6 protein-coding genes and 2 rRNA genes are annotated in these 13,816 nt (G+C 64.7%); 2 read left to right on the top strand and 6 right to left on the bottom strand.

The window, feature by feature from the left end; genetic code table 11:
* Nucleotides 1-33 precede the first annotated feature (33 nt).
* From QIY60_RS17055 to QIY60_RS17045, 3 genes are all read right to left on the bottom strand, one after another.
* Nucleotides 34-3,159: ribosomal RNA gene (locus QIY60_RS17055) — 23S ribosomal RNA — on the bottom strand.
* A 287-nt stretch (nt 3,160-3,446) separates the two neighbouring features.
* Nucleotides 3,447-4,974: ribosomal RNA gene (locus QIY60_RS17050) — 16S ribosomal RNA — on the bottom strand.
* Together the 16S and 23S rRNA genes form the textbook arrangement of a ribosomal RNA operon.
* Before the next feature lie 575 nt (nt 4,975-5,549).
* The gene (locus QIY60_RS17045) at nt 5,550-6,557 is read right to left on the bottom strand and encodes a stage II sporulation protein M (RefSeq protein WP_283143221.1); all 1,008 of its coding nucleotides are present in this window, start codon (nt 6,555-6,557) and stop codon (nt 5,550-5,552) included.
* A 164-nt stretch (nt 6,558-6,721) separates the two neighbouring features.
* On the opposite strand from QIY60_RS17045, the gene QIY60_RS17040 reads away from it, so the two are divergent.
* The gene (locus QIY60_RS17040) at nt 6,722-7,714 is read left to right on the top strand and encodes an RDD family protein (RefSeq protein ID WP_283143220.1); all 993 of its coding nucleotides are present in this window, start codon (nt 6,722-6,724) and stop codon (nt 7,712-7,714) included.
* Nucleotides 7,715-7,778: 64 nt separating this feature from the next.
* On the opposite strand, the gene QIY60_RS17035 is transcribed toward QIY60_RS17040, so the two are convergent.
* Together QIY60_RS17035 and ahcY are read right to left on the bottom strand one after the other, a co-directional pair.
* Nucleotides 7,779-8,396: a hypothetical protein gene (locus tag QIY60_RS17035; protein WP_283143219.1), complete on the bottom strand. Its 618-nt coding sequence runs from the start codon at nt 8,394-8,396 to the stop codon at nt 7,779-7,781.
* Nucleotides 8,397-8,578: 182 nt separating this feature from the next.
* Complete coding sequence (gene ahcY, locus QIY60_RS17030; protein WP_283143218.1) at nt 8,579-10,036, bottom strand: adenosylhomocysteinase; 1,458 nt, start codon at nt 10,034-10,036, stop codon at nt 8,579-8,581.
* 507 nt (nt 10,037-10,543) lie between these two features.
* On the opposite strand from ahcY, the gene QIY60_RS17025 reads away from it, so the two are divergent.
* Nucleotides 10,544-12,655: a fructose-specific PTS transporter subunit EIIC gene (locus tag QIY60_RS17025; RefSeq protein ID WP_283145978.1), complete on the top strand. Its 2,112-nt coding sequence runs from the start codon at nt 10,544-10,546 to the stop codon at nt 12,653-12,655.
* 174 nt (nt 12,656-12,829) lie between these two features.
* Here the strand turns inward: QIY60_RS17025 and QIY60_RS17020 are convergent, their stop codons facing one another.
* Nucleotides 12,830-13,795, bottom strand: a complete 966-nt coding sequence (locus QIY60_RS17020; RefSeq protein ID WP_283143217.1) for a cation diffusion facilitator family transporter — start codon at nt 13,793-13,795, stop codon at nt 12,830-12,832.
* Between the last annotated feature and the right edge of the window lie 21 nt (nt 13,796-13,816).

Raw genomic sequence — 13,816 nt, 5'->3', positions numbered from 1 at the left:
ATTTCAGAACTAACACAGTGGACGCGAGCAACTGAGGACAAGCCCTCGGCCTATTAGTACCAGTCAGCTCCACCCCTTACGAGGCTTCCACATCTGGCCTATCAACCCAGTCGTCTACTGGGAGCCTTACCCACTCGAAGGTGGTGGGAGCCCTCATCTCGAAGCAGGCTTCCCGCTTAGATGCTTTCAGCGGTTATCCTTTCCGAACGTAGCCAACCAGCCATGCCCTTGGCAGGACAACTGGCACACCAGAGGTTCGTCCGTCCCGGTCCTCTCGTACTAGGGACAGCCCTTCTCAAGACTCCTACGCGCACAGCGGATAGGGACCGAACTGTCTCACGACGTTCTAAACCCAGCTCGCGTACCGCTTTAATGGGCGAACAGCCCAACCCTTGGGACCGACTCCAGCCCCAGGATGCGACGAGCCGACATCGAGGTGCCAAACCATCCCGTCGATATGGACTCTTGGGGAAGATCAGCCTGTTATCCCCGGGGTACCTTTTATCCGTTGAGCGACGGCGCTTCCACAAGCCACCGCCGGATCACTAGTCCCGACTTTCGTCCCTGCTCGACCCGTCGGTCTCACAGTCAAGCTCCCTTGTGCACTTACACTCAACACCTGATTGCCAACCAGGCTGAGGGAACCTTTGGGCGCCTCCGTTACTCTTTAGGAGGCAACCGCCCCAGTTAAACTACCCATCAGACACTGTCCCTGATCCGGATCACGGACCCAGGTTAGACATCCAGCACGACCAGAGTGGTATTTCAACGACGACTCCCCCTGAACTGGCGTCCAGAGTTCACAGTCTCCCACCTATCCTACACAAGCCGAACCGAACACCAATATCAAACTGTAGTAAAGGTCCCGGGGTCTTTCCGTCCTGCTGCGCGAAACGAGCATCTTTACTCGTAGTGCAATTTCACCGGGCCTATGGTTGAGACAGTCGAGAAGTCGTTACGCCATTCGTGCAGGTCGGAACTTACCCGACAAGGAATTTCGCTACCTTAGGATGGTTATAGTTACCACCGCCGTTTACTGGCGCTTAAGTTCTCAGCTTCGCCCCACCGAAATGGAGCTAACCGGTCCCCTTAACGTTCCAGCACCGGGCAGGCGTCAGTCCGTATACATCGCCTTACGGCTTCGCACGGACCTGTGTTTTTAGTAAACAGTCGCTTCTCGCTGGTCTCTGCGGCCACCCCCAGCTCACGGAGTAAATCCGATCACCGGTGATGGCCCCCCTTCTCCCGAAGTTACGGGGGCATTTTGCCGAGTTCCTTAACCATAGTTCACCCGAACGCCTCGGTATTCTCTACCTGACCACCTGAGTCGGTTTAGGGTACGGGCCGCCATGAAACTCGCTAGAGGCTTTTCTCGACAGCATAGGATCATCCACTTCACCACAATCGGCTCGGCATCAGGTCTCAGCCTTAACGTGTGACGGATTTGCCTACCACACGGCCTACACCCTTACCCCGGGACAACCACCGCCCGGGCTGGACTACCTTCCTGCGTCACCCCATCGCTTACCTACTACCACCTCGGGTCGACGGCTCCACCACTTTCCTTTCCCCGAAGGGTCCGGAACGGCTTCACGGCCTTAGCATTAATGGATTCGATATTGGGCGTTTCAAAGCGGGTACCGGAATATCAACCGGTTGTCCATCGACTACGCCTGTCGGCCTCGCCTTAGGTCCCGACTTACCCTGGGCAGATCAGCTTGACCCAGGAACCCTTAGTCAATCGGCGCACACGTTTCTCACGTGTGTATCGCTACTCATGCCTGCATTCTCACTCGTGAACCGTCCACCACTAGCTTCCGCTGCGGCTTCACCCGGCACACGACGCTCCCCTACCCATCACAGCACCCGTTGGGGCTTAATTGCTGCAATGACACGACTTCGGCGGTACGCTTGAGCCCCGCTACATTGTCGGCGCGGAATCACTTGACCAGTGAGCTATTACGCACTCTTTCAAGGGTGGCTGCTTCTAAGCCAACCTCCTGGTTGTCTCTGCGACTCCACATCCTTTCCCACTTAGCGTACGCTTAGGGGCCTTAGTCGATGCTCTGGGCTGTTTCCCTCTCGACCATGGAGCTTATCCCCCACAGTCTCACTGCCGCGCTCTCACTTACCGGCATTCGGAGTTTGGCTAAGGTCAGTAACCCGGTAGGGCCCATCGCCTATCCAGTGCTCTACCTCCGGCAAGAAACACACGACGCTGCACCTAAATGCATTTCGGGGAGAACCAGCTATCACGGAGTTTGATTGGCCTTTCACCCCTAACCACAGGTCATCCCCCAGGTTTTCAACCCTGGTGGGTTCGGTCCTCCACGAAGTCTTACCTCCGCTTCAACCTGCCCATGGCTAGATCACTCCGCTTCGGGTCTAGAGCGTGCAACTCAAACGCCCTGTTCGGACTCGCTTTCGCTACGGCTTCCCCACACGGGTTAACCTCGCTACACACCGCTAACTCGCAGGCTCATTCTTCAAAAGGCACGCAGTCACGACGTTGAGTACAAGTACTCAACGCGACGCTCCCACGGCTTGTAGGCACACGGTTTCAGGTACTATTTCACTCCGCTCCCGCGGTACTTTTCACCATTCCCTCACGGTACTATCCGCTATCGGTCACCAGGGAATATTTAGGCTTAACGGGTGGTCCCGCCAGATTCACACGGGATTTCTCGGGCCCCGTGCTACTTGGGTGTCTCTTAAACGAGCCGCATGAATTTCAGCTACGGGGGTCTTACCCTCTACGCCGGACCTTTCGCATGTCCTTCGCCTATTCATACGGTTTCTGACTCGTCCTGTCGCCGGCAGACGACAGCAAAGAGATCCCACAACCCCCACGACGCAACCCCTGCCGGGTATCACACGTCGTAGGTTTGGCCTCATCCGGTTTCGCTCGCCACTACTCCCGGAATCACGGTTGTTTTCTCTTCCTGAGGGTACTGAGATGTTTCACTTCCCCTCGTTCCCTCCACATGCCCTATGTGTTCAGGCATGGGTGACAGCCCATGACGACTGCCGGGTTTCCCCATTCGGAAACCCCCGGATCAAAGCCTGGTTGACGGCTCCCCGGGGACTATCGTGGCCTCCCACGTCCTTCATCGGTTCCTGGTGCCAAGGCATCCACCGTGCGCCCTTAAAAACTTGGCCACAGATGCTCGCGTCCACTGTGCAGTTCTCAAACAACGACCAGCCACCCATCACCCCACCAACCATGTGGTGAGTGCACTGGGGCCGGCATACCGAAGACAAGGCGTAAAGCCCGTGCCTTCAGACACCCAACAGCGTGCCCGGCACCCCCGCCTCGCTCCTGCTTCGTTCCACGCCCGAGGGCAGTACTTGAAGGAGAAGGTCACCGAAGATGCCGAATAGTCAACGTTCCACCCATGAGCTGACCGTGCAGAACATTTGCCTGCAATCGGTACTGTGCTCCTTAGAAAGGAGGTGATCCAGCCGCACCTTCCGGTACGGCTACCTTGTTACGACTTCGTCCCAATCGCCAGTCCCACCTTCGACAGCTCCCTCCCCGCAAGGGGGTTGGGCCACCGGCTTCGGGTGTTACCGACTTTCGTGACGTGACGGGCGGTGTGTACAAGGCCCGGGAACGTATTCACCGCAGCAATGCTGATCTGCGATTACTAGCAACTCCGACTTCATGGGGTCGAGTTGCAGACCCCAATCCGAACTGAGACCGGCTTTTTGAGATTCGCTCCGCCTCACGGCATCGCAGCTCATTGTACCGGCCATTGTAGCACGTGTGCAGCCCAAGACATAAGGGGCATGATGACTTGACGTCGTCCCCACCTTCCTCCGAGTTGACCCCGGCAGTCTCCTGTGAGTCCCCATCACCCCGAAGGGCATGCTGGCAACACAGAACAAGGGTTGCGCTCGTTGCGGGACTTAACCCAACATCTCACGACACGAGCTGACGACAGCCATGCACCACCTGTATACCGACCACAAGGGGGCGACCATCTCTGGCCGTTTCCGGTATATGTCAAGCCTTGGTAAGGTTCTTCGCGTTGCGTCGAATTAAGCCACATGCTCCGCTGCTTGTGCGGGCCCCCGTCAATTCCTTTGAGTTTTAGCCTTGCGGCCGTACTCCCCAGGCGGGGAACTTAATGCGTTAGCTGCGGCACCGACGACGTGGAATGTCGCCAACACCTAGTTCCCAACGTTTACGGCGTGGACTACCAGGGTATCTAATCCTGTTCGCTCCCCACGCTTTCGCTCCTCAGCGTCAGTAATGGCCCAGAGATCCGCCTTCGCCACCGGTGTTCCTCCTGATATCTGCGCATTTCACCGCTACACCAGGAATTCCGATCTCCCCTACCACACTCTAGCTAGCCCGTATCGAATGCAGACCCGGGGTTAAGCCCCGGGCTTTCACATCCGACGTGACAAGCCGCCTACGAGCTCTTTACGCCCAATAATTCCGGACAACGCTTGCGCCCTACGTATTACCGCGGCTGCTGGCACGTAGTTAGCCGGCGCTTCTTCTGCAGGTACCGTCACTTGCGCTTCTTCCCTGCTGAAAGAGGTTTACAACCCGAAGGCCGTCATCCCTCACGCGGCGTCGCTGCATCAGGCTTTCGCCCATTGTGCAATATTCCCCACTGCTGCCTCCCGTAGGAGTCTGGGCCGTGTCTCAGTCCCAGTGTGGCCGGTCGCCCTCTCAGGCCGGCTACCCGTCGTCGCCTTGGTAGGCCATCACCCCACCAACAAGCTGATAGGCCGCGGGCTCATCCTTCACCGCCGGAGCTTTCCACCCACCGAGATGCCTCGGCGGGTCATATCCGGTATTAGACCCCGTTTCCAGGGCTTGTCCCAGAGTGAAGGGCAGATTGCCCACGTGTTACTCACCCGTTCGCCACTAATCCACCCCGAAAGGCTTCATCGTTCGACTTGCATGTGTTAAGCACGCCGCCAGCGTTCGTCCTGAGCCAGGATCAAACTCTCCATGAATGTGTACCGGTCATCCGGTGCGCACACACGAAAGAGCGGAACAACCAGGCCGGAATATGGCCGGTTGTCCTCAGCGTCCTCGCTGTGTAATTGCCTGCCCGTCACAAGGACCGGCAGGACTTTTCAAAGGAACCTCCAACCCACCACAAGGGATGGGCCGGGGTTGTCAATCTGGCGTTGACTTTTGGCACGCTGTTGAGTTCTCAAGGTACGGACGCTTCCTTTGTTCCCGTTTCCGGGCCCTCCGGGCGCTTCCTTCGTTTCCGACTCTATCAGACCGTTTCCCGGCCCGACTTCCTCGGCGCTTTCCAGGTTCCCGCTTTCGCGTTTCCCTTTCCGGCGGTTCCGACTCTATCAGAAGCATTTCAGCCGATCTAATCGGCTTCGTGATTCAAATCAATCGGAGATGGCTCTTCGGGAATTCAATTCCCGGTGAGAGCGAGAGAGATACTAGCCAGTGCGCCCGAACCTGTCCAGTCCGGCGCAACCGTTTGAATCTACCTCCCCACGCGAACCGTGTCAACGGTTTTTGTGGGCGAAGAGGACAGTACCAGGTCAGAGGGGGCGTACGCACATCAGGCAGCAGTGGGAAGGCCGACGCTGCGGTCCAGTTCGTCGACGTCGCCCGTCTCGCCCTCGCGTACTGCTCGGCCGCCGAGCACGTAGACGTACACAAGAAATGCCAGCTCGGCGGCGATGCCGATGGTGATGCGCGCCCAGGTGGGGAGGCCCGAGGGCGTGACGAAGGCTTCGATCAGGCCGGAGACGAACAGGACCAGGGCCAGGCCAATGGCCATGCCCAAGGCCGCTCGGCCTTCTTCGGCAAGAGCGTCGCGGCGGGTGCGCGGGCCGGGGTCGATGACGGTCCAACCAAGGCGTAGCCCTGTACCCGCCGCTACGAAGACGGCGGTCAGCTCCAGAAGGCCATGCGGGAGGACCAGGCCGAGGAAGGTGTCCAGGCGGCCGGCCGAGGACATGAGGCCGATGCCCACGCCCAGGTTCAGCATGTTGGAGAAAAGGACCCAGAGGACCGGGAGCCCCAGGAAGGCGCCCAGGACCAGGCACATCGCGGCTGCCTGCGCGTTGTTCGTCCAAACCTGGGCCGCGAAGGAGGCCGCGGGGTGGCTTGAGTAGTACGTCTCGTACTCACCACCGGGTCGCGTCATGTCCCTGAGCGTCTCCGGAGCGGCGATCGACGACTGGACCTCGGGGTGGGTGCCGATCCACCAGCCGATGATCGCGGCCAGGGCGGTCGAGAGCAGGGCCGCCGGAATCCACCATCTACGCGCGCGATAGACGGCTGCCGGGAATCCGGCGGTCAGAAAACGCGCGGCGTCGCGCCAGGAGGCGCGGCGGGTGCCGGTCACCGTGGCGCGGGCACGGGCGACGAGCTGGGTGAGTCGGGCCGTGAGCTGTGGGTCCGGTGCCGAGGACTGTATCTGTGAGAGGTGCGTCGATGTGCGCTGGTAGAGGGCGACGAGTTCGTCGGCCTCTGCTCCGGTTAGGCGGCGGCCGCGGCGCAGCAGCTGTTCGAGTCGGTCCCACTCGGGATGGTGGGCGGTGACGAAGACGTCGAGGTCCATGGTCGGCTGCTGCTCCAGGCACTGGGTGCGTACGGTCCGTACTACTGCGGCGCGCTGCGGGCCAGCTTGGCAGACTGAGGTTTCCGACGGTCGGGGAAGGTCGCCGCTTCGGCGGCCGTGGTGAGGGTCGTCGCTTCGGCGGTGACGGTGAAGGGTGGGTACCGGTGAGTGCGCTGGTCACGGGGGATGCGGTCGTGCTGGGGCTGCGGCCCGCGCGACTGCCCAGTCGCGCGCTCGCGCTCCTCATCGACATGGTGGTGGCCTGGGCCGCCTACTTGATCGTGTCGTTCGCACTGTTGCTGGCCACCGCGTCGCTCGACGATGCCGCGCAGGCGGCGATAGCCGTCGCCCTGTTCGTCCTCGTACTCGTCGGAGCGCCCATAGCGGTCGAGACGCTGACGCACGGGCGCTCCCTGGGGAAGCTCGCCTGCGGTTTGCGGGTGGTACGCGACGACGGCGGGCCGATCCGCTTCCGGCACGCGCTCGTGCGCGGAGCCATGGGCGTCGTGGAAATCCTGCTGACCTTCGGGGTCGTCGCCTGCATCGCGTCGCTGGTTTCGGAGCGCGGGCGGCGGATCGGGGACGTGTTCGCGGGGACGCTGGTCGTACGGGAGAGGGTGCCTGCTGGACGGGCGGCCGCCGTGCCGCCGCCTCCGCCGTGGCTGATGGGACGTTTCTCCGGGCTCGATCTGTCAGCGGTGCCGGACGCGCTGTGGCTGGCGATACGGCAGTACCTGACGCGGATGGGGCAGCTCGACGCGCAGGTGAGCTGGGAGATGGCGGCCCGACTGGCGGACGACCTGATGGCGCGGACGGGGGCGCCTGCCCCACAGGGTGTGCCTCCGGCCGCCTATCTGGCGGCGGTCATGGCCGAGCGGCAGGCGCGGGATGCGCGGCGGGCGTTTGGGGCGGCGCACGCGAGTTGGGGTGGCCGTGGCGGTAGCGCCGCCGGAGTGGGCACTTCCGCTACGGCGATGGGCGGGGCAGCGGCGGCGGGTCATGCCGCGCCGGGCCCCGTCGACGAGGCGCGCATCCCCGCCGCGCCTACCTGGACCGCCGCTCCCCCGCATACAGCGTCTGCCCCCTCGGCGCCGCTGACCGGGCCCGAGTCCGAGCCGGATTCGCCGCCTGCCACGGGCTTCGCGCCGCCTGCCTGAAGCGCCCGCCAGGCGCTTCAGGAGCGCCCAGCCCCACTGGCCGGCGCGCCCACTCCCGAACTGCCTAGGGTGCCCAGACCGACGGCGGGCTTTCGAGGGATTCGAGCTCGATTCCGGGAGCCGCCAGGACCACGTCACCGGCGATGTGGACGACGTGCTGTTCACCCGTGTCCAGGGCGCTGACCTGGTACTCGTCCACGGTCAGGGGGCCGTTGTCAGTGGCGTGCGCTTCACTGTTCACCAAGGCCCAGGACTGGTCGAGGGTGCGGGGGGCGAGGACCGGGTCGGTGAAGGCGACGAGGCGTACGCGGGTCGCGGGAGAACCGGGGGTGAGGCGGAGCAGACGTGACGTGGCGATGAGGAATGCCGGGGATGTGCCGGTGAAGGCGTGGGCGGGGACGTTGCCTTCGGTGGCGTGAGTGCCGGTGGGGTCGGTGCGGACCCAGGTGACGCCGTCGAGGGCGGCACCGCGCACCTGCCAGCCGCCGGCGTGGAGTTCGAGGCGGATGGGGCGGCCGAGGTCGTCGAGGGCGAGGTCGACGGAGCCGGCGGGCTCGCCGGAGGGGGTGGTGATCTGGGAGACGTAGCGCCAGCCGGAGGGGCCGGGCGCGCAGTGGAAGTGTTCTTCGCCGAGGGGGGTGTGATCGTGCGGATCGTGAAGCGAATACCGGCCGCGGGGCATGGGGTCTTGTGGTCCTCGGGGGCGTAGGGGTGGACCGTTGTACGGAGCGGGGTACGGGGCAGGCCCCCGGCACGGGGGTCCGGGGGCCTGCCTTGTACCACTGCTCTCGGTACGACGTTCTCGTTACCGCGGCTGGTGAGTCCGCCAGCTGAGCCCGTCAGTTGAGTCCGTCGGTTACGGAATCAGTAGCGGTAGTGGTCCGGCTTGAACGGGCCGTCGACCTCGACGCCGATGTACGCGGCCTGCTCGGGGCGGAGCGTCGTGAGCTTCACGCCGAGCGAGTCGAGGTGGAGGCGGGCGACCTTCTCGTCGAGGTGCTTGGGCAGCACGTAGACGTCGGTCGGGTACTCCTCGGGCTTGGTGAACAGCTCGATCTGGGCCAGGGTCTGGTCCGCGAACGAGTTGGACATCACGAACGACGGGTGGCCGGTCGCGTTGCCCAGGTTCAGCAGGCGGCCCTCGGAGAGGACGATGAGGACCTTGCCGTCGGGGAACGTCCAGGTGTGGACCTGCGGCTTGACCTCGTCCTTGACGACGCCGGGGATCTTGGCGAGGCCGGCCATGTCGATCTCGTTGTCGAAGTGGCCGATGTTGCCGACGATCGCCTGGTGCTTCATCTTGGCCATGTCCGCGGCCATGATGATGTCCTTGTTGCCCGTCGTGGTGACGAAGATGTCGGCCTTGTCGACCACCTCGTCGAGTGTGGTGACCTGGTAGCCGTCCATCGCCGCCTGCAGGGCGCAGATCGGGTCGATCTCGGTGATGATCACTCGGGCGCCCTGGCCGCGCAGGGACTCCGCGCAGCCCTTGCCCACGTCGCCGTAGCCGCAGACGACGGCGGTCTTGCCGCCGATGAGGACGTCGGTGGCGCGGTTGATGCCGTCGATCAGGGAGTGGCGGCAGCCGTACTTGTTGTCGAACTTGGACTTGGTGACCGCGTCGTTGACGTTGATCGCCGGGAACAGGAGGGTGCCGTCGCGGTGCATCTCGTACAGACGGTGGACACCGGTCGTGGTCTCCTCGGTGACGCCGCGGATCTCGGACGCCAGCTGGGTCCACTTCTGCGGGTTCTCGGAGAGGGTGCGGTTCAGCAGGGTGAGGATGTAGCCGTACTCCTCGCTGTCCGCGGTGGACGGGTCCGGGGCCGCGCCGGCCTTCTCGAACTCGACGCCCTTGTGGACCAGGAGCGTGGCGTCACCGCCGTCGTCCAGGATCATGTTCGGGCCGCCGGTCGGGGAGTTCGGCCACGTGAGGGCCTGCTCCGTGCACCACCAGTACTCCTCGAGCGTCTCGCCCTTCCAGGCGAAGACCGGGACGCCCTGGGGGTTCTCGGGGGTGCCGTTCGGGCCGACCGCGATGGCGGCGGCGGCGTGGTCCTGGGTGGAGAAGATGTTGCAGGAGGCCCAGCGGACCTCGGCGCCGAGGGCGACGAGGGTCTCGATCAGGACGGCGGTCTGCACCGTCATGTGCAGGGAGCCGGTGACCCGGGCGCCGGCGAGCGGCTGGGTGGCGGCGTACTCCTTGCGGATCGACATCAGGCCGGGCATCTCGTGCTCGGCGAGGGTGATCTCCTTGCGCCCGAAGGCGGCGAGGGAGAGGTCGGCGACCTTGAAGTCCTGGCCGGCGTCGACAGTCGTCATGGCGAGCTGCTCCTCGTGGGTGGGTCGAGGGTGGGTACGGAAGGTCTGCGGGCACGCCTGGGCACGGCGACGGCCACGCGGGCACCAGCGGGTGCCCGGGCGGACATCGTGATGTCCGGGTGGACACCGGAGTGCCCGTGGGCACCAAGCGGTGCCCGTCGCGCTCACAGCGCAGTCCGTCGGAGGCCCTCTCTCCCTCGGCCGGTGCGCGTGGCGTACCGACCGACCGCCATCAGCAGCGACGTCTGGCTCTGGTCACGAATCTACACCGATCGGCCCAGCCGCCCCCAGCCCGTCCCGGATGGCGAGGTGGCGAAGTTCAGGGTCGAGAGCCTTACCAAAGAGGGTCTTTCGGGACTTCTGATGCGGTCGGCGCCTGGTGCAGGATGCATGGGGACCGGGTACACCCGCCCGAAGCGTCTGCGCGACGGAGCGCGATGCGGGAAGCGTTAGGAGAGCCACGTGACGAGTCCGGCGAACGAGCGGCGGAAGGTGAAGCTGCTCGCGGTGACCGCGTGCCCGACCGGCATCGCCCACACCTATATGGCGGCCGAGAAGCTGGCGCAGGCGGCGGAGGCGCTCGGCGTCGAGATGAAGGTGGAGACGCAAGGCTCCATCGGGGCTGAAAACGTTTTCTCTGACAACGATGTCAGAGATGCCGACGGCATCATCATCGCGGCCGACAAGGACGTCGACCGCAGCCGGTTCGTCGGGAAGAAGGTGCTGGCCGTCGGGGTGGCGGAGGGCATTCACCATCCGGAGCGGCTGATCGACCAGGTCCACAGCGCGCCGGTGCACTCGGGCGGCGAGGGAGGCGGAACCGGGGGCACCGCGGCACCAGGCGCCGGGGGCGGCAAGGAACGGAGCGTCGCGTACAAGGCGCTGATGAACGGTGTCTCGTACATGATCCCGTTCGTGGTGGTGGGCGGGCTGCTCATCGCGATCTCGCTGGCGCTGGGCGGGCACACGGACGCCAAGGGCGGTCTGGTGATCCCGGACGGCTCGTTCTGGATGCACGTCAACCAGATCGGGGTCATCGGGTTCACGCTGATGGTGCCGATCCTGTCCGGCTACATCGCGTACGCCATCGGGGACCGGCCGGCGCTGGTGCCGGGCATGATCGGCGGCTGGATAGCCAACACCGGTTCGCTGTACGACTCGAAGGCCGGGGCCGGTTTCATCGGGGCGATCGTGACCGGCTTCCTCGCCGGGTACCTCGTTCTGTGGATCAAGAAGGCCAAGGTTCCCAAGTTCGTCCAGCCGATCATGCCGATCATCGTGATCCCGATCGTGGCGACATCGGCGCTCGGACTGTTCTTCATCTACGTGATCGGGAAGCCGATCTCCTGGGTGTTCACGCACCTCACCGACTGGCTCAGCGGGATGACCGGGACCAGTGCGATTCTGTTGGGCGCGATTCTCGGGCTGATGATCGCGTTCGACATGGGCGGGCCGGTCAACAAGACGGCGTTCCTGTTCGGCGCGGGGCTGATCGCGACCGGGAATCAGAGCGTGATGGGCATGTGTGCGGCGGCCATTCCGGTCATGCCGCTGGGACAGGGGCTCGCGACGCTGCTGCGGCGGAAGTTCTACTCCGAGCAGGAGCGCGAGACCGGTATGGCCGCGCTGTTCATGGGCATGTTCGGGATCTCCGAAGGCGCCATTCCGTTCGCTGCGGCCAGGCCGGCGCAGGTCATCCCGGCGAACATGCTGGGCGGCGCGGTCGCGGGTGCGATCGCGGGGCTGGCGAGCGTGAAGGACGCGGTGCCGCACGGCGGTCCGATCGTGGCGGTGCTCGGGGCCGTCGGTGGCGTACCGATGTTCTTCCTGGCGGTGGCGGCGGGCACGGTGGTGACCGCGGTGACCACCAACGGGCTGATCGGGATCAAGGAGCGGCGGCGCGTGGCCGTGAGCGTTGCGGGCGTGGAGGCGGCACCGGTCACGGATGCGGCGGTGGCCGGCGACCGCGTTCCGGTCGGGGTGGCTCCGGTGGCAGCCTCGGTCGCCGCCGCGACTCCGGGCCGTGCCGGGGGCGGTTCCGGCGCGAGTGTTGTCGGCGGTTCTCCTGATGAACGTCCCGGCGGCTGCAGGAGTTCCAGCCGATCCCACAACTCCGAGGGCTCCACTTACCCCACCGGTTCCGGCGGCCCCGGCGACTCCCGCGAAGTCCTCTCCGGCTACCTCACGCAGGACACCGTCAAGGTCGCCCTGGCGGCGGGCGAGAAGGAGGCCGCGATCCGGGAGATGGCCGGGCTGCTGGCCCGTACCGGGAACGTACGGGACGTCGACGAGCTCGTACGGGTCGCGTTGGCGCGTGAGGCGCAGGGCACGACCGGGCTCGGCGAGGAGATCGCGATTCCGCACGCCAAGACGGATGCGGTGGCAGCGCCGACCGTGGGGTTCGCCCGGTCTTCCGAGGGGATCGAGTGGGGCGCCCTGGACGGGACGAAGGCCAAGCTGATCTTCATGGTCTCGGTGCCGGAGGCAGCGGCCGGGGACGAGCACCTGCGGATCCTGGCGCTGCTCTCGCGCAAGCTCATGGACTCGGAGTTCCGGGCTCGGCTGGCGGGAGCGCCGGACGAGGCGGCCGTACTCGCGGTGCTGAGCGAGATCCAGTAGACGTGCATAACAAGTACGCGTGAGGCAAGCAGACACGCAGCCCCCGTAGACGTGTGGGCGGGGCGGGATTCCTCTCCCGTCCCGCCCACACTCGCCTACCGGAGCTTCGACCCCGGACCTGCTTCGCAGGTAACAGAGCCGCGTACTCAGCGCTCCGTATTCGGCGTCGCGTACTCAGTGCCCCGTGCCGCCCGGCGTGGCCGCCGGGTCCGGGCCCGCCGCGGCTTCGGCCGCGCTGTAGATGTCCGGCTCCAGATAGATCACCCGGGCGATCGGGACCGCCTCGCGGACGCGCGCTTCGGCCGCGTTGATGGCGTGGGCGACCTCCGCTGCCGTGTCGTCGTGCTGGACGGCGATCTTGGCCGCGACCAGCAGTTCTTCCGGGCCCAGGTGGAGCGTACGCATGTGGATGACGGAGGTGACCGTGTCGCCGTCGACGATCGCCGTACGGATCTTCGCCACCTCCTCCGTACCGGCAGCCTCGCCAAGTAGGAGCGACTTCGTCTCGACCGCCAGGATGAGGGCGATCAGGATCAGCAGCGCGCCGATGCACAGGGTGCCGATGCCGTCCCAGACGCCGTCGCCGGTGGCCAGCGCGAGACCCACGCCGCCGAGGGCGAGGACGAGTCCGATCAGGGCGCCCGCGTCCTCAAGGAGGACTACGGGGAGCTCTGGGGCCTTCGCCCGGCGCACGAACTGCGACCAGGAGAGCGAGCCCCGCGTCTCGTTCGACTCCTTGATGGCCGTACGGAAGGAGAAGCCCTCGGCGATGATCGCGAAGACCAGGACACCGACGGGCCAGTACCAGGCCTCGATGTCGTGCGGGTGCTTGACCTTCTCGTAGCCCTCGTAGAGGGCGAACATGCCACCCACCGAGAACAGCACGATCGAGACCAGGAAGGCGTAGATGTAGCGCTCCCGGCCGTAGCCGAAGGGGTGTTGGGGCGTCGCCTCACGCTGTGCCTTCTTGCCGCCGAGCAGCAGCAGGCCCTGATTGCCCGAGTCGGCCAGCGAGTGGACGCTCTCCGCGAGCATCGACGACGAACCGCTGAAGAGGAACGCCACGAACTTGGCTGCCGCAATCGCGAGGTTGGCGCCGAGCGCCGCCACGATCGCCTTGGTTCCGCCTGACGCACTCATACGTGCACGTGTTCCCTTCGT

The organism is Streptomyces sp. BPTC-684 (genome assembly GCF_030028635.1).
Classification (GTDB): domain Bacteria; phylum Actinomycetota; class Actinomycetes; order Streptomycetales; family Streptomycetaceae; genus Streptomyces; species Streptomyces noboritoensis.
The sequence above is the reverse complement of the archived record's forward strand: the minus strand, read 5'-3'. Positions and strand labels throughout refer to the sequence as shown.